The sequence below is a fragment of the Pseudaminobacter soli (ex Li et al. 2025) genome (assembly GCF_029892515.1).
GTDB classification, from domain to species: Bacteria; Pseudomonadota; Alphaproteobacteria; order Rhizobiales; family Rhizobiaceae; genus Pseudaminobacter; species Pseudaminobacter soli_A.
In genome coordinates, this window is record NZ_JARXVF010000004.1 from 77,268 (window position 1) to 93,582 (window position 16,315).

Annotated in this window: 15 protein-coding genes; 13 read left to right on the forward strand and 2 right to left on the reverse strand. The window is 62.8% G+C overall.

Features of this window, described 5'->3' with window-relative positions:
- Window positions 1-129: 129 nt before the first annotated feature.
- Window positions 130-1,410: a glycosyltransferase gene (locus tag M2281_RS18055; protein ID WP_280822573.1), complete on the reverse strand. Its 1,281-nt coding sequence runs from the start codon at window positions 1,408-1,410 to the stop codon at window positions 130-132.
- 8 nt (window positions 1,411-1,418) lie between these two features.
- Complete coding sequence (locus tag M2281_RS18060) at window positions 1,419-2,573, reverse strand: GntR family transcriptional regulator (protein WP_280822574.1); 1,155 nt, start codon at window positions 2,571-2,573, stop codon at window positions 1,419-1,421.
- 18 nt (window positions 2,574-2,591) lie between these two features.
- On the opposite strand from M2281_RS18060, the gene M2281_RS18065 reads away from it, so the two are divergent.
- The 13 genes from M2281_RS18065 (at window position 2,592) to M2281_RS18125 (ending at window position 16,310) form a co-directional block, all read left to right on the forward strand.
- Entirely contained in the window at window positions 2,592-3,656 is a 1,065-nt protein-coding gene (locus M2281_RS18065) for a polyamine ABC transporter substrate-binding protein (RefSeq protein ID WP_280822575.1), read from the forward strand.
- Between the two features lie 90 nt (window positions 3,657-3,746).
- Window positions 3,747-4,589 carry an ABC transporter permease gene (locus tag M2281_RS18070; protein ID WP_280822843.1) on the forward strand — a complete coding sequence of 281 codons (843 nt, stop codon included), beginning with the start codon at window positions 3,747-3,749 and terminating at the stop codon, window positions 4,587-4,589.
- Complete coding sequence (locus M2281_RS18075) at window positions 4,582-5,376, forward strand: ABC transporter permease (protein ID WP_280822576.1); 795 nt, start codon at window positions 4,582-4,584, stop codon at window positions 5,374-5,376. The genes M2281_RS18070 and M2281_RS18075 overlap by 8 nt, the downstream gene beginning before the upstream one ends.
- The gene (locus M2281_RS18080) at window positions 5,373-6,446 is read left to right on the forward strand and encodes an ABC transporter ATP-binding protein (RefSeq protein WP_280822577.1); all 1,074 of its coding nucleotides are present in this window, start codon (window positions 5,373-5,375) and stop codon (window positions 6,444-6,446) included. The genes M2281_RS18075 and M2281_RS18080 overlap by 4 nt, the downstream gene beginning before the upstream one ends.
- A 14-nt stretch (window positions 6,447-6,460) precedes the next feature.
- A complete protein-coding gene (locus M2281_RS18085; protein ID WP_280822578.1) occupies window positions 6,461-7,735 on the forward strand; it encodes a glycosyltransferase in 1,275 nt (424 codons plus the stop codon).
- Window positions 7,732-8,082 carry a cupin domain-containing protein gene (locus M2281_RS18090; RefSeq protein ID WP_280822579.1) on the forward strand — a complete coding sequence of 117 codons (351 nt, stop codon included), beginning with the start codon at window positions 7,732-7,734 and terminating at the stop codon, window positions 8,080-8,082. Before M2281_RS18085 ends, M2281_RS18090 begins: the two co-directional genes overlap by 4 nt.
- Before the next feature lie 17 nt (window positions 8,083-8,099).
- Window positions 8,100-8,441 (forward strand): cupin domain-containing protein, encoded by a 342-nt coding sequence (locus M2281_RS18095; RefSeq protein WP_280822580.1) that lies wholly within the window; start codon window positions 8,100-8,102, stop codon window positions 8,439-8,441.
- 31 nt (window positions 8,442-8,472) lie between these two features.
- Window positions 8,473-8,817, forward strand: a complete 345-nt coding sequence (locus M2281_RS18100; protein WP_280822581.1) for a cupin domain-containing protein — start codon at window positions 8,473-8,475, stop codon at window positions 8,815-8,817.
- Between the two features lie 21 nt (window positions 8,818-8,838).
- Window positions 8,839-10,347, forward strand: a complete 1,509-nt coding sequence (locus M2281_RS18105) for an aldehyde dehydrogenase family protein (RefSeq protein ID WP_280822582.1) — start codon at window positions 8,839-8,841, stop codon at window positions 10,345-10,347.
- Between the two features lie 1,173 nt (window positions 10,348-11,520).
- Window positions 11,521-12,543 (forward strand): amino acid ABC transporter substrate-binding protein, encoded by a 1,023-nt coding sequence (locus M2281_RS18110; protein ID WP_280822844.1) that lies wholly within the window; start codon window positions 11,521-11,523, stop codon window positions 12,541-12,543.
- Window positions 12,544-12,620: 77 nt separating this feature from the next.
- Window positions 12,621-13,778: an amino acid ABC transporter permease gene (locus tag M2281_RS18115; protein ID WP_280822583.1), complete on the forward strand. Its 1,158-nt coding sequence runs from the start codon at window positions 12,621-12,623 to the stop codon at window positions 13,776-13,778.
- Between the two features lie 23 nt (window positions 13,779-13,801).
- Complete coding sequence (locus M2281_RS18120; RefSeq protein ID WP_425537754.1) at window positions 13,802-14,875, forward strand: amino acid ABC transporter permease; 1,074 nt, start codon at window positions 13,802-13,804, stop codon at window positions 14,873-14,875.
- Entirely contained in the window at window positions 14,868-16,310 is a 1,443-nt protein-coding gene (locus tag M2281_RS18125; protein WP_280822585.1) for an amidohydrolase family protein, read from the forward strand. Before M2281_RS18120 ends, M2281_RS18125 begins: the two co-directional genes overlap by 8 nt.
- Window positions 16,311-16,315 lie beyond the last annotated feature (5 nt).

Sequence of the window (16,315 nt, forward strand, 5' to 3'; positions counted from 1 at the left end):
GGAGAGATCCGGGGCATGGTTGAGGCCATCAAGGCCGGCATATTTCGCACCAGAATCCAGACCGAGATCGGTGCACTCGTGGCACGCACGGAAGAGCTGACAGGCCTCCCCGCCGTTACCCCGGTGAGGTCATGTCCGCAACAGAGAGAGGATCGCTTCAGCGGCCGCTTCCGTTCCGGGTTTCAACGCCATATCGATTGCATTTTTCTTCAGGCGGGCACGCATCACATCGTCGGCCAGAAGGCCGATAATGGTTCGCTCCAGCACTTCCTCGGTCCATCCATCGCGGCTGAGGTGGCTGCCGACGCCAGTCTCCTCGGCGCGTCGCGCATTATCGTGCCCGTCCCAGCAGTAGGGTATGATCAGCGAGGGCACACCGAAGCGCAGCGCTTCGCAGAAACTGTTGTTTCCGCCGTGATGAATGAACAGGTCGGACTTCGCCACCACCGAAGGCTGCGGAAACCATGAGTCCAGATGGACATTGTCGGGGACCGCGCGATAAGCGTCGCGCAGGCCGCCTACATTGACGAGGAACCGTGCCGGCAGCCGATCGAAGACGGCCAGCATGCGCTCGATCAGGCCGACATCCATAGCGCCGAGGCTACCGAAGCTGAGATAGACCAGCGGCCCGCCATTGCGCGGAAAGACTGGCACCTCGAAGGGCCCTTCGGAACGGACGCATCCTTCGAGATAGATGAAACGCTCCGGGTCGAGCGGCGCGGCGCGTTCGCGGCGCACGATCGACGGCGTCAGCAGCAGGTTGAGATCGGGCGAGGCCTCGAGAAACGATCCCTTCGGCAAGGGAGGCAGTCCGGCATCGGCGCGCAGCTTATTGAACCGCTCGTGCGCGGGGGCAACAGCCGCCAGATAACGCGCCTCGAAGGCAGCGCGGCCGGCGTCGTCTGCCGCAAGGCCGGACAGATAGGGCGGCACGCGGGCATCGGGGAGCTCGGTCTCGGCGCAGGAGACGACACGCACCCAGGGACATCCCGAGGCGGCGATCGCAGGAAACATGACGACATTGTCGAGCACCACTGCATCCGGCTTCAGCTGCGCCAGCAATTGCCTGAGCGGCGCCTCGGCACTGACCGCTGTGTCGACGATCGCCTGCCATGTCGGCGCGACATAGGTTTCGAGCTGGTCGGCCGGACTCAGCCGGAAATGAGGCAAATGGGTGCGCACGAAGGCTTGCCAGTAGCTCTGGCGTTCGCTGACGCTCAGTGGGTCTTTAGTCGGCAACTGGTGTTCCTGGAATCCATAGTCGGCGAACACCCCGGTGAAGCCGGCATGGCAGATGAACACCGGCCGCGCGCCACGGGCACGCAGCGCCTGCGCGATGCCGACGCAATTCAGCGCCGCGCCAAAGCTCGCTTCGGGAAACAGCACGATGGTCGGGTTTGCCTTGCGCATGGTCCTCATCAACTCGGCCGACTGATCATGCCGAACAATGCTGGCGCCCCACGGCTGGCTGCCTGCGGCCGCTGGTTGCGGGACAGGCGCAGATGGACGCGCAGCAGGTCGGCCGCCACCTCGTACTGTTGGCTTTCTAGATTGTCGAGTATGGCAAGGTGCTCGCGCAGCGACTGTTTTAGCCTGTAGACATTGATCCCCACATAGATGCCGGGCAGTCTGCGCAGCCGCAAGTGGTCGGAGAGCGCGTCGGCGATGAAGCGGTTAGCCGATCCGTCGGCGATCATTCCGTGGAAGTCGATGTCGAGCCGCTGGAACTCCTTGAGATCGAATGCCGCGTCCGGCAGTGCCGCCAACGCCTCCATTCCTTGTCGCATTGCCGCCGCGCGCGCGCCGTCGAGCTGGAAGCCGGGCGTCAGGATCGCGGCAGGTTCCAGTAGCAGGCGAAACTCACAGCTCTCACCTTGCGCCTCCGGATCGTCCGGTGCGCGGCGAAACAGCCAGGATTGCCCTGGCGCGCGATCGAGGAAATTCTCTTCCGTCAGTCTTTGAAGCGCTTTTAGTACCGTCTTGCGTTCAGTGCCATAGCGCCGCATGAGCTCGCTGATGGTGACGGTCTGGTCCAGCCGCCGCGCTGACCGGTCGCGCAGGATCGCTTCGATCAGTTCGTCTTCCTCGCTGGCAGGGAGTTCGGCGACAATGGCCGCAGGCGCTGTAACGTCAATGGCCAGGCGATATCCGGCTGCGGCTTCCCAATGCACGACGCCCTGTTCGGCGAGCAGGCGCAACGCCGCGCGCACCGGCGTCCGCGAGACGTTGCAGAGCGATGCGATCTGTTGTTCCGGCAAATGGGCACCGGGCTCAAAGCCGCACTGGCGCGCCACGTCCAGGATGCGCTGCGCGAGATCGAGATGGTTGGTGCGAGGTCGCCGGGCTGCCGCTTGCATGAAACTTCTCGTGTCGGACATGACCGTGATGGTTTGACCGATCGTCCCCGCGGGCGCAACAGGACAGATTCCTCGGCCACCTGACAAATTATGGATTGACGTTCTTTTTTTCGCAATAGTACTGTCTACGTGACCGGCAAAAAGACCGGAGGGAACACAGGATCGAGACCGCAACCTGGTGCGAGCGCCGGTCCTACGCATGATTTCGACGATCAATCGGAATGGGAGTCCATCATGACCACCACCGCTCCGCGGTACCGCTCGTCCAAGACGTCATTCATCGCGCTTGGCCTCGCGCTGGCGCTTTCGGCGCCGGCCGCTGCAGCCGACCTCGTCGTCTCCAACTGGGACGGCTACATGGCGCCTGACGCCATGGCGGCATTCAAGACCGAAACCGGCGTCTCCGGTGAAGTCGTGGTGCATGCCACCAACGAGGAGATCATGGGCAAGCTCGTCGCCTCCAGCGGCAAGGGCTACGATGTGGTCTTCGTCTCATCGCCCTTCGCCGAGGTACTGAACAAGCTCGGCCTGACTGAGCCGATGGACCATGCAAAGATCCCCAATCTCGCCAACCTCTATCCGGAGGCGACGAAGCTTCCCCACGATGTCGGCAACACCTTCTCCGTCCCCTACACCTGGGGCACCACCGGCCTATGCTACCGTTCGGACCTGGTGAAGACGGCACCGACCAGCTGGAACGATTTGCTCGTGCCGTCCGACGACCTCAAGGGCAAGACGACGATGCTGGCGACCGACCGCTGGCTGCTTGCCGCCGGCCAGCTCGACAAAGGGTACTCGGTCAACGAAACCGATCCCGCCAAGCTCGCTGAGGTAAAAGACCTCCTGATCTCGGCCAAGAAGACCCTGCTCGCCTATGACGACACCACCTTCTACTCCAAGCTGGTTTCTGGCGAAGCGCTGATGGTGCAGGCCTGGGACGGCTGGTGCAACTACGGCATCGCCGACAAGCCCGAGATTAAATACGTCATCCCGAAGGAAGGTTCGGACCTCTGGGTCGACACGATGGTGGTGATGAAGGCTTCGCAGAACAAGGAAGCAGCCTTCAAGTTCATCAACTTCATGCTCGACGCCAAGAACCACGCCTGGGCGGCACAGAACATCGACTACAAGGTGCCGAACAAGCCGGCGATGGAAAGTCTCCCGGCCGATTTCCTCGCCAAGTTCCCCAACATGGCTATGCCAGTCGCCGATCTCGTCAAATTCGAGCAATTGCGCGACGTCGGCGAGGCCCAGCGCGACTACGCAAAAATCGTCAGCGAGATCAAGGCCGCGCAGTAGGCGCAATCACGTCAAGAGACCGGCGTTCATCCGCCAGCCACTGAACGGTACTGCAACGTGCCCCAGACACGATTTCGCTCCTCCTTGCTGATGGCGCCAGCGCTGGCGTGGCTCACCGCCCTTATGGTGGTGCCCTGCGCGCTGGTGCTGGCGCTCGCTTTCTTCCGGCGCGGCATCTACGGCGGCGTCGAATACACCTTCACGCTGGAGAATTTCGGGCTGGTCTTCGACCCGCTCTACGCCCGCATCTTCCTCAAATCGGCGTCCATCGCCGGCACCACAACAGTTATCGCCGTTATCATCGGCTATGCCGCCGCCTATGCCATCGCTGCCGCGCCCCGTCGCCTGCAGCCGGTCTTCCTGTTCTTCGCCGTGCTGCCGTTCTGGTCGAACTACCTGATCCGCACCTATGCGTGGATTGTACTGCTCAACCGTGAAGGCCTGGTCACGCAGCTCCTGCGCTGGGTAGGCTATACCGGCGAGCCGCCGTCGATGCTTTACACCGAGGGTGCCGTCATCGCCGGCCTCGTCTACAACTACCTGCCCTTCGTCATCCTCGCCTGTTATGCGCCGCTGTCTCGCCTGAACCCCGAGCTGGACGAGGCCTCGCGCGACCTCGGCGCATCCGCGGCCACTACCTTCCGGCGCGTCATCCTACCCCTGACCGTACCGGGCATTGCCGCCGGCGCGGTCTTCGTCTTCGTGCTGTCGATCGGCAATTTCGTCACGCCCGCTTTGCTCGGCGGCGGCCGTTTCCAGATGATCGGCAACCTCGTCTATGACCAGTTCCTGACCGTTAACGACTGGCCCTTCGGTGCCGCACTGGGTATCGCGCTGATCGCCGTCATGCTGCTGGTTCTGATGGCGCAGGCGCAATTCGCCGACCGCGCCGCCGGCCGAACCATTGAGGCGCGTGGAGGCGCGAATGGCTGAGCGCGCTCCCGGCACGCGGCGCGCGCTCTGGCTCGTGCTTAGCCTCGTCTTCGCCTTCCTCTACATCCCGATCGCAGTGCTCGTGGCACTGTCCTTCAACAAAGGCGGGCTGCCGACTGCCTGGTCCGGCTTTTCGCTGAAATGGTACGCCTCGCTCGCGGGAAATTCCGCGATTCTGTCGGCAGCCCTCAACACGCTGATCGTGGCGCTGGTCTCCACCGCGATCGCGACATTGCTCGGCACGCTGCTTGCGATCGGCGTCGAGATGCGCCGGCAATATGGCAGGGGGCTCGAGGCACTGATCTTCGCGCCGATGATCATTCCCGACATCGTGCTGGCCATCGCCCTGCTTAGTTTCTTCTCTATGCTCAATGTCACCATGGGCCTGCAGACCATCATCGTCGCCCATGTCGTTTTCAATCTAGCCTTCATCTGCTCGGTGGTGCGCGCGCGACTGAAGAACTTCGACTGGTCGATCGTCGAGGCCTCCGCCGATCTCGGCGCGTCCGCAATCACCACGTTCCGGCGGGTGACGCTGCCGGTCATCCTCCCCGCCGTAATAGCCGGCGCGCTGCTTGCCTTCACGCTTTCGGTCGATGAGTTCATCATCGCCTTCTTCACCGCCGGCGCCGGGCGCGGCTCAACCACGCTTCCGATCCAGATCTATTCGATGATCCGCTTCGGCATCACACCCGAAATCAACGCGCTGGCGACCATCGTCATGGCGGTCAGCGTGGTGGCGCTGACCCTGTCGCAGCGGCTCAATCGCGAGGTCATCGGCCAATGAGCGAACCGCGCACCTTGCTGTCGATCGATCACGTCTCGAAGCGCTTCGGCCGCGTGAAAGCGGTCGAGGACATCTCGCTCGATATCCGCGAGAACGAGTTCTTTGCGCTGCTAGGTCCCTCCGGCTGCGGCAAGACCACGCTGCTGCGCATGCTCGCCGGCTTCGAGCCCCCAAGCGATGGCCGCATCCTGCTCGACGGACGCGACATCACCAGGACACCGCCCAACAAGCGGCCTGTCAATCTGATGTTCCAGTCCTACGCGCTGTTTCCGCATATGAGCGTCAGGGCCAACGTGTCCTACGGCCTTGAGATGGAACGCTTGCCGGCAAATGAAATCCGCTCCCGTGTCGACGCGATCCTGGCGACGACCGAGCTCGTGCCCTTCGCCGACCGCAAGCCAGAACAGTTGTCGGGTGGCCAGAGGCAGCGCGTGGCGCTGGCCCGCGCGCTGGTGAAGCGGCCGCGGCTGCTGCTGCTCGACGAGCCGCTGGGCGCGCTTGACAAGAAATTGCGCGGCGCCATGCAACTCGAGCTGAAGCGCCTGCAAAACGAGGTCGGCATCACCTTCGTCATCGTTACCCACGACCAGGAGGAATCGCTGGTCATGGCAGACCGCATTGCGGTGTTGAGGGATGGCCGCCTGCTGCAATGCGACACGCCGCGAGCGGTCTATGAGCATCCTTGCGACCGCTTCGTTGCCGACTTCATCGGCGTTACGAATTTTCTCCAGGGAAAGGCCACCGCCAATGGCGTGCTGGCCGCCAACGGCGTGAAGATTGCCGGCAAGGTTCCGACCATGCTTTCACTCGGAGCCGATACCGTTGCGGCCGTGCGGCCCGAACGTATCCGGCTCTTTCCCTCGCCCGAAACCGCCAACCGCGTTGCCGGCACTGTCGAGGCATTGGCCTATCAGGGGCTGGACCTGCAGCTCCACGTCCGCACAGCGCTGTCCGACAAGCCAATCCTGGTGCGTGTCACCGCAGATGCCGTCGATCGCCAGCCGGTCTCGGCCGGCGATCATGTTGAGCTTGGCTGGGACGCGGCCGACGTCAGAATTTACGCAGATTGATGGAGGAAACACTCATGGCGCGAAAGACTATCGCGTTCTTTCCCGAAGCGGCCTTTGGCCCGGCGCTCAACTCGGTTGGCATCGCCCAGGCGGTCGAGGCGCGCGGGCACAAGGCGGTATTCCTGTCCGATCCCGGCTTCGTTGACGTCTACAAAGGCTATGGCTTCGAGGCGCATCCTGTGAACCTCTCCGAACCGTTGCCGCCCGAGCAAATGGCCAAGTTCTGGGAGGACTTCATCAATGGTCACATCCCGAACTTCCGCAAGTCGCCCTACGACCAAGTCGACAATTATGTGAAGGATTGCTGGACCGCGATCGTCGACAGCGCCAAATGGGCGCAGAACGACCTGCCCCGCGTTCTCGCCAACATCAAGCCCGACGTGATCTGCGTCGACAACGTCATCCTGTTTCCGGCGATCAAGCAGTATGGCAAGCCATGGGTGCGCGTCATCTCCTGCTCGGAGAATGAAATCGAGGACGAGGACATTCCGCCCCACCTCTCCGGCTGCGCAGAGAATGACCATGCCGGGCACAAGCGCTACCGCGATCATTTCAATGCGGTGATCAAGCCGATCCACGATGACTTCAACGCCTTCCTCGCCGCCAACAACGAAGCGCTCTACCCTGTCGGTCAGTTCTTTGAGGCCTCACCGTATCTCAACCTGCTGCTCTACCCCGAGGCGGCGAAGTTCAACCGTCGCCATCCGCTCGACCCGGCCAGATTCCAATATCTCGAGGGCTGCGTCCGGCAAGAGAAGCCCTATGCTGTTCCGGTCTTTGCAGAGAACAATGACGGGCCTCTGCTCTACGTCTCCTTCGGCAGCCTGGGCGCCGGTGACGTCGATCTTCTGAAGCGCATCATCGCAACGCTCGGCAAGACGCGCTATCGGGCGCTGGTCAATGTCGGAGGCTACGAGGACCAGTACTCGGATGTGCCGGGCAACGTCATCATCGAGAGCTGGTTCCCGCAGCCGTCGGTCATCCCGCAGGTTGACGCGGTGATCCACCACGGCGGCAACAACTCCTTCACCGAGTGCCTCTACTTCGGCAAACCGGCGATCATCATGCCCTATGTCTGGGACGGCCACGACAACGCCAGTCGAGTTGAGGAGACCGGCCACGGTTTCGGTATGCCGCGCTACGACTGGAGCGATGCCGAGCTTACGGCAAGAATCGAAACCTGCCTGACCGATCCGGCCATCATGGCGAAGCTCGCGCAAACGTCGACGCGCATGCGTTCCCAGAACGGCCCGGAAAAGGCCGCCGACTTGTTGGAGACACTGCTATGACCTCCTCCGCGCCGCATCTTCACCAAGCCTCTACCCGCACCGACCTCGTCGACTGGGGTGCCCAGCCCGACGCGCTGGAGGGAGCCTCGCACTCCACTGGCAGGCTGGTGCACAAGGGGCCGAACAACCAACCGGAATCCGGCATTTGGGTCTGCACGCCCGGCCGCTGGCGACTGGCGATCCCGCGGGACGAGCTGTGTCACTTCGTTGCGGGTCGCGCCACCTACAAATCAGACACTGGCGAAGTGATCGAGGTGGCGGCCGGAACCGTGGTCATGTTCCCTGCCGGCTGGACAGGCGAATGCACCGTGCACGAGACCATGCGCAACGTTTACATGCTGGCCTGACCGAGGAGCTTCACAACATGCCGACACCTCACTGGCCAAAGGCCACGACCGTGCCACTCGACGATTGGGGTGCCGGTGCCAACACAATATCAGGTTCGCCCCGCGCCTCAGGCAGGATCCTATTCAAGCATGAGGACGGGTCGAGTGAATGCGGGCTCTGGTCCTGCACGCCGGGCACTCGTTCCGTCGCTTTCCAGGCCGATGAATTCTGCCATTTTCTCTCGGGCCGGGGGATTTATGTCCATGAGGATGGCGAACGGATTCCGGTCGAAGCCGGTACGCTGGTGTTCTTTCCCGCCGGCTGGACCGGCACCTCAGAAATCACCGAGACGCTGACCAAGGCCTTCATGTGTCGGTGAGTTGCACAATACATTTTCAAGGAACAGATCAATGACCACACCCGTCATGCAATCCCCGCTTGCCATCACCGACCTTGTCGACTGGGGCGTCATCCCCACCATGATCGAGGGTCAATCCCACACATCCGGCAAGCTGCTGCACAAAGGGCCGGAAGGCCGCTCCGAATGCGGCCTGTGGGTCTGCACGCCGGGCAAGTGGCATTGCCATGTCACCCGCGACGAGTTCTGCCACTTCCTCGAAGGACGCTGCACCTACGCGCATGAATCCGGCGAGGTGATCGAAATTGAGCCCGACACGGCTGCGTTCTTCCCACAGGACTGGAAAGGCGTGTGCACCGTCCATGAGACCATCAAGAAGGTCTATATGATCCGCTAAAAAGCCGGTCGGAGGTTTCCAATGCAGTTTTTACCGGACCAACCAGCTTTCTTCGTCAATCCAGAATACCGACCGATGGCCGGTGCAAGGAGGCCGGTGATCGATCCGGCGACATTGGAGACTGTCGGCGCCATCGCTTCCGGCACCGATCACGAGATCGATGCCGTGCTGACCGCCGCCGCCAAGGCGCAGGCGACATGGAAAAAGCTCGACGCCAAAAGCCGCGCCAGACATCTGCATGCCGTCGCCAACGCGATCGAGGCGGCTGACTTCACTGGTTGCGCCGAGCTGATGGTGCGCGAGATGGGCAAGCCCTACCCGGAAGCGATCGGCGAGATCGCCAATTGCGCGCCGATCTTCCGCTATTATGCCGAGATGGCACGCGACGACGCCGGCAAGGTGGCTGGCACGACGCAGACAGGCTCATTCCAGTACGCACGCTACGAGCCCTATGGCGTCTCCGTCCACATCATGCCCTTTAACTTTCCGATCCTCCTGATGTGCTGGACGGTGGCGGCCTCGCTCGCCGCCGGCAATGCCTGCGTGATCAAGCCGGCCGAAGCGACCACGCTGTCGACGCTCGACTACATGACGATCTTCCGCTCGCTGCCCGAAGGTCTTGTCTCCTGCCTGCCCGGGGGCGCCGGTACGGCACAGGCGCTGGTCGCCTCGGAACGCACTCACGCGGTGGCCTTCACCGGGTCGGTCGCCGCTGGCAAGGCCGTCGCAGTTGCCTGCGCCGAACGCATGAAGCCCTGCGTGATCGAGGCCGGGGGCAGCGATCCGCTGATCATCAGCCAGCACGCGCCGCTGGAAGTGGCGGCGGCCGGGTCGGTCACCGCCGCCTTTCACCTCAGCGGCCAGGTCTGTACCTCGGCCGAGCGCTTCTTCGTCGTCGACGCCGTGCACGACCAATTTGTCGACCTGTTCGCCGAGAAGGCGCGCGCGCTGCGGATCGGCAACGGGCTGGACCGGAGCGAGATCGGCCCGCTGGTCAGCGAGGCGGCGCGGGCGAAAGTCATGCGGCTGGTCGATGATGCGATCGCACGTGGCGCCAGGGCGGTGACCGGCGGGCGCATTCCGCCGGCACACACCACCGGCTGGTTCTACGAGCCGACGATCCTGACCGGCGTCACGCCCGACATGGCGATCATGCGCGAGGAATGCTTCGGGCCGGTCGCCGCAATCTGCCGCGTCACGGACTTCGACGAGGGGATCAAGCTCGCCAATGACAGCCCTTTCGGCCTCGGCGCGTCCGTCTTCACCACCGATCTCGCGGAGGCACATGAGGCTGCTGAACGGCTGGAGGCGGGCATGGTCTGGGTCAACAACCCGCTGATCGACAATGATGCCCTGCCCTTCGGCGGCTGGAAGGCCTCGGGCCTCGGCCGCGAGCTCGGCCGCCAGGGGCTCGATGCATTCCGGCGTTCGAAGATGGTGATCATCGATCATAAGCCCGAGATCCAGGGTTGGTGGTATCCTTATCCCGACAGCTGGTTCCGCGACACCGGCGGCCGCAAGCACATCTGAGGCACTGGCTTGCACGAGTTCTAGCGAAAACGCTGACCGGTTCTGACAGGGTGGACACCCCGCCCAACGGCCCAGATATGGAGGTTGAACACCAGGTGAAGGGGTGCGTTTCAAATATTGCGGTTGCTGGGAGACGGGTTCCGTCGCTCTTTTGCGCATCTTCTGAACCATCTCGATCTCGGACAAGGTAGTTGGGTTCAGTTGCAAGCTCTTTGGAAACCGGCGACTGGGATGACGCCATCTCCGTTTTTGGATCATGTATAAGGGCCGCCATATCGACGCTCCCAGATCCCGCTGTGCGTACGCCGGGGATCGAGGCGCTCGACGATGCAGAATACGAAGCAACAGCGTCGATCCAGTGAACAGGGCACGCTCCTGGACGGGACCGGGCGACAGCCTTGCGGAAAGCGGGACGGCGCGCCTGCGTCATCCTCGACCTACGCTGGTTGCCCGCGGGTCCCGCTCCGGGCCTTACCACCTGCCCGTCGACCTGACGAAATACTATTTCCCGGTATCCGCAGCTCCAGGTTGTCGATGGGGCCGAACGGTATTTCCGGCAACGGAAAGGCGACTCGGATCTTGATGTCCCGATCGCTCTCGTTGCGGAAACGTAGCGCACCCGAACCTCCCGCTGCGACCGGGAGAGATCCTCGCTCTCCACCACGATGTCGGCATTTGCCGTGAGCTCCAGGCCACCGGCGCCGCGCATGGCCGGCTGTCATTTGCTGCCGCCAGGCCGGCGGTATCAATAGCCGCAAGTAGAACGAGGCTCGTTGGCTTGTTTTGACTGAGTTGCATGGAGCCTCCATCGACGGGAGCAGCTGTGATTAATCTGCTGCGGTCGTCTTCCTTCGCGGGGCGCTGCCGACGGTTCCATTACCGGAGACCTGCCCGCCTTTGTTGACCATGATGGTTTCTTAGGCCTGGCCATCGACGACAAGCTATGCTGACCGCGCCGGGCATTCAGAGCGACCTAGATGTACTGGTGGTCGATGACCTGCGAAGGGCATGCTTGGATGTCCGCCGCACGCAACGTCTCACCGCATTGGATTGAGCACAATTATTGTCGATTATTGTGTTGAATAATTGTCGGCAATTTGCTTGGATCGCGTTGCTCAAAAGCGGCGGTGGGGGAGCATCCGCCAGAATCTTAATGGGAGGACTACAATGGCTATGTTAGGCAGGGCCTGTCGCGTCGCGGCGGCAGCATTGGCGCTGGGCGCATCAGTGGTCGCCGCACAGGCAGCGTCCACACTTGAGACGGTGAAAGCGCGCGGCAAACTGATTTGCGGCGTCTCCATGGGCACGACGGGCTTTGCCCTGGCCGACGCGCAGGGCAAGTTCGCAGGCTTCGACGTCGACGTCTGCCGCGCCATCGCGACCGCCGTGTTTGGTGACCCGAACAAGGTCGACTTCGTGATGACCAACATCAACACGCGGTTCCAGGCGCTCCAGTCGGGCGAGATCGACGTCCTTTCGCGCCAGACGACAATGACGTTCTCGCGCGATGCATCGCTCGGAATCGATTTCGGACCGGCGGTCTTCTATGACGGCCAGGGCCTGATGGTCGCCAAGAGCCTGGGCATCAGCAGCGCCAAGGAACTCGACGGTGCGGCCATATGCACCCTGCCAGGGACGACGACAGCCCAGAATCTCGCCGACTTCTTCCGTGCCAACGGCAAGAAATTCGAGCTCGTGGTGTTCGAGAACCCCGACGAAAACAACAACGCCTTCTTCTCCGGCCGCTGCGACGCGGTTTCGTCCGACCGCTCCGACCTGGCCTCCATTCGTGCAGCTTCAAAGAGCCCCGGCGACTACGTGATCCTGCCGGAGACCATCTCCAAGGAACCGCTGGCCCCGGCGGTGCGCCAGAACGATTCCAACTGGCGTGATATCGTCTCGTGGTCGGCCTGGATGATGATGGCCGCTGAGGAAAAGGGTGTAACCCAGGCCAATGTCGACGAACAACTCAAGAGCGAGGATCCGGAAATCCAGCGCATGCTCGGCGTCACCGACGAACTCGGCACGATGCTCGGCCTCGACAAGGCCTGGGGCTACAATATCATCAAGCATGTCGGCAACTATGCCGAGATGTTTGACCGCAACCTTGGCGAACAGACCGCGCTTGGCCTGAGCCGCGGCCCGAACACCCTCTGGAACGCCGGCGGCCTGCTCTACCCGCCGCCCTTCCGGTGAGCCGCTAACAGGAATATGGCGCATGTCTGTCGGACATGCGCCGCTGCTCTTCCACCAGAACCGAGAGGACGGACGGCGTGTCGCCCATTGTTCTGCTACGCGACCAGCGCGCCCGCGAATTGGCGTATCAGGTTGTCTGTGTTGCCGCCGTTGTCGGCTGCGGCTGGTATCTGCTCAGCAACGCGTTGGCAAATCTTGCGCACCAGGACATCGCCACCGGTTTCGATTACCTCGGACGGGAGGCCGGCTTTATCATCAGCGAGACGCCGATCGCCTACGAACCATCCGACAGCTATGGGCGCGCCTTGCTGGTCGGCCTGCTTAACACGATCAAGGTCGCAGGTCTGTCTATCGTGTTCGGCACCATCATCGGCACGCTCGTCGGAATTGCGCGACTGTCGAACAACCCGCTGCTTTCGCGGCTCATGCTCCTCTACGTCGAAGCGCTGCGCAACGTTCCACTGCTTCTTTACCTATTCCTTTGGTACTCGGTCATTATCTTCACGCTGCCGCCGGTCAAGCAGGCAATCGGGCTGCTGCCGGGCGTCTACGTGTCGAATAGCGGCCTGGCGGTTCCGGCCGTAGTCTGGCACTCCGGTTTCTGGGCAATCACTTTGGCCGCCGTCCTTGGTGCGGCAGCCGCTTTCGGTTGGCAGGCTCTGGCCCGCCGCCGGCGTATCGCAACAGGCAACGCGAAGGCTGGATGGCCGGTCGCGGTCGCGCTGTTCGTCCTGCCTGTTGTCGTTGCGGTACTGCTTTTCGAGATCAGCGTCGACTTAGACTGGCCCGTCCTTGGCAAATTCCGGCTGACTGCCGGCGCACATCTCAAACCGGAATTCGTCGCGCTATTGCTCGGCCTGACGCTTGGCACGTCAGCAACCGTGGCCGAGATCGTCCGCGGCGGCATCCTGGCGATCGGCAGGGGCCAGCGCGAGGCGGCCAGGGCGCTGGGCCTGCCCGACAGCCTAAGCATGCGTCTGGTCATCCTGCCGCAAGCACTGCGCATCATCGTGCCGCCGCTGACCAACGTCTATGTAACGACATTCAAGAACAGTTCGCTGGCGATCGCGATCGGCTATCCGGACGTAGTGATGGTCTCCAACACCATCATGAACCAGACCGGGCAGGCAATCGAACCGATTGCCCTTTTCATGCTGGCCTATCTGTTCCTGTCTCTAGCGACCTCGCTACTGATGAATTGGTACAATGGGCGTGTCGCCCTGAAGGGACGCTAACCGTGACCGACCGCATAGCGACGATGGCGGGTAACCGAGGGGCTTGGCGTCGACCGGCCCGCAGCAACCCTGCCCTGAAGGCCTATTTCGGGACGCCGGGCAACACAGTCCTGACCCTGGTCTGTCTGGCCATTTTGGCATTCGCAGCCAAGGCAGCGATCTCATGGCTGCTGATCAATGCCGTGTTCAGCGGCACGCCGGAAGACTGCAAGGCAGGTGCCGGTGCCTGCTGGCCATATCTCGCCGCCAAGCTGCGCTACATGCTGTTCGGAATCTATCCGTTCGAAGAGCAATGGCGGCCGTCGGCGGCCACCCTGTTGTTCATCGCTGCCATGGCGCTATCAGGCATTCCCCGCCTTTGGGGGCGCAAGCTGGTCGTTGCTTGGGCAGCATTGCTGCCGGTGCTCTTCCTGCTGATGTCCGGTGGGGCGCTCGGCCTCTCGCATGTTCCGACATCGCAGTGGGGCGGCTTGCCGCTGTCCTTCATGCTGACCTTTGTCGGGCTCGTCTGCGCACTGCCGCTCGGTATCCTGCTGGCGCTCGCGCGCCTCTCCAACCTGCCGGCCATTCGTGTGCTGGCCATCACATTCATCGAGCTGGTGCGCGGCGTGCCGCTGATCAGCATCCTCTTCATGGCGTCCGTCATGCTACCGTTGTTCATGCCGGACGGAGTGACCATCGACAAGCTGCTGCGAGCCCAGGTCGCCATCATCCTGTTCGCCGCAGCCTACATCGCCGAGATCGTGCGGGCGGGCCTGCAAGCCTTGCCGCGCGGCCAAACCGAGGCGGCCCAGGCATTGGGACTTCACTACTGGCAATACACATTCCTCGTGACCGTCCCGCAGGCGCTGAAGACAGTGATCCCGCCGCTGGTCTCATTGTTCATCGGCTTCTTCCAGGACACGACGCTTGTCGTCATCGTCGGGCTGCTGGATTTCCTCAACACGGTCCGGACGGCCATGCGCGATCCCAACTGGCAAGGCATAGCCGTGCTTGAAGGTTATTTGTTCGCAGCCGTCGTCTATTTCGTCTTCAGCGCCCTTATGGGCGCCTACAGCCGCTATCTAGAGAAACGCTTCAGGGTAGGTCATGACTGAGATCACCGTCATTCGCGACGTCGACACCATCGTCGCTTACGACGCCGCCAACGACCGCCACGTCTATCGCCATGGCGGCGACGTGGCTTTCGGCGCAACCGGGCTGCTCTGCGTCGGCGATCGCTTCGAGGGCCAGGCGACGACCGAGATTTCTGGCAAAGCGCGCATGGTCATGCCGGGGCTGATAAACATCCACTGCCATTCGCATGACGAACCTCTGGCGAAGGGCATTTTCGAGGATGTTGGTACCGCGGCCCTCTGGGGTCAGGCCATGTACGAGTTCTCGAACGTTCTCGACGGTGGCGAGGATGCCCGAGCGGCCTGTCTGACGGTCATGCTCGGCGACCTGATGCGATCAGGCGCGACCACCATTCTCGACATTGCCGGCGCCCACGACATCTGGCTCGACATCGCCGCCAAAAGCGGCGCACGGGCCTATCTCGCGCCGGGGTTCCGTCAGGCCGACTGGGTGGTGCACGACAGCCATCGTCTCGACTTCGAATGGAACGATGCGGCCGGGCGCGACGCCTTTGTTCGGGCGCTCGAATTCGTCGACCGGGCCCGCGCGCATCCGAGCGGCCGGCTCGACGGCGTGGTGTCACCCTCGCAGGTCGAGACCTGCCGGCCAGACCTCCTGGCCGATGCCGCCGAGGCAGCACGCAAGCGCGGCATGACGATCACGGTACACGCCGCCCAGACCATGGCCGAGCATGAGGAACTGCTGCGCCGGACTGGCCTTACGGCCGTGCAGTATCTCGACCGTCTCGGCGTGCTCGGCTCCGACGTCATCCTCGGCCATTGCATTTTCGCCGACCATCACTCCTGGACCCGACAGCGGACGCGCGACGATCTCGCGACGCTCGCCAAGCGAGGCACCACGGTTGCCCATTGCCCTGTCACCTTCGCCCGCAGCGGCATGGCGCTCGAAACGCTCGGAGCCTACAGGCGCGCAGGCGTCAACGTCGCCATCGGTACCGACAGCTATCCATTCAACATGCTGGAAGAGATGCGGCAGGCGCTGATCTGTTCGCGCCTCGGCGGCAAGAGCGTCTTCGACATCAACACCGCCGACATCTTCGACGCGGCCACCCTTGCCGGCGCGAAGGCCCTGGGCCGTAGCGACATCGGCAGGCTGAGCGTCGGCGCCAAGGCGGACCTCGTGGTCATCGACCTCGATACGCCGGCGATGCGCCCGGTCTACGACCCGCTGCGCAGCCTGCTGCACTGCGCCGCCGAGCGTGCCGTCGAGCGTGTCTATGTCGACGGGCAGTTGACCGTAGATGGCGGCAAGCCCACCCAGCTCGACTACGACGGCGCGGTAAGGGAAATCCAGGCGCTGCAGGATTGGGCCTGTTCTCGCGCCGGCAGCTACGACCCGCGCGGTCGAAGCATCGGCGAACTGGCACCGAAGTCGCTGCCGGTGGTTGGGAACTAGGCCCG

Bases quoted from the DNA above. Each gene is read 5' to 3' on its own strand.
- M2281_RS18070 (WP_280822843.1), top strand. From the start codon at position 3,747: ATGGCGCCAGCGCTGGCGTGGCTCACCGCCCTTATGGTGGTGCCCTGC.
- M2281_RS18100 (WP_280822581.1), top strand. From the start codon at position 8,473: ATGACCACACCCGTCATGCAATCCCCGCTTGCCATCACCGACCTTGTC.
- M2281_RS18120 (WP_425537754.1), top strand. From the start codon at position 13,802: ATGGCGGGTAACCGAGGGGCTTGGCGTCGACCGGCCCGCAGCAACCCT.
- M2281_RS18095 (WP_280822580.1), top strand. From the start codon at position 8,100: ATGCCGACACCTCACTGGCCAAAGGCCACGACCGTGCCACTCGACGAT.
- M2281_RS18085 (WP_280822578.1), top strand. From the start codon at position 6,461: ATGGCGCGAAAGACTATCGCGTTCTTTCCCGAAGCGGCCTTTGGCCCG.
- M2281_RS18090 (WP_280822579.1), top strand. From the start codon at position 7,732: ATGACCTCCTCCGCGCCGCATCTTCACCAAGCCTCTACCCGCACCGAC.
- M2281_RS18080 (WP_280822577.1), top strand. From the start codon at position 5,373: ATGAGCGAACCGCGCACCTTGCTGTCGATCGATCACGTCTCGAAGCGC.
- M2281_RS18110 (WP_280822844.1), top strand. From the start codon at position 11,521: ATGTTAGGCAGGGCCTGTCGCGTCGCGGCGGCAGCATTGGCGCTGGGC.
- M2281_RS18065 (WP_280822575.1), top strand. From the start codon at position 2,592: ATGACCACCACCGCTCCGCGGTACCGCTCGTCCAAGACGTCATTCATC.
- M2281_RS18055 (WP_280822573.1), bottom strand. From the start codon at position 1,410: ATGCGCAAGGCAAACCCGACCATCGTGCTGTTTCCCGAAGCGAGCTTT.
- M2281_RS18075 (WP_280822576.1), top strand. From the start codon at position 4,582: ATGGCTGAGCGCGCTCCCGGCACGCGGCGCGCGCTCTGGCTCGTGCTT.
- M2281_RS18125 (WP_280822585.1), top strand. From the start codon at position 14,868: ATGACTGAGATCACCGTCATTCGCGACGTCGACACCATCGTCGCTTAC.
- M2281_RS18105 (WP_280822582.1), top strand. From the start codon at position 8,839: ATGCAGTTTTTACCGGACCAACCAGCTTTCTTCGTCAATCCAGAATAC.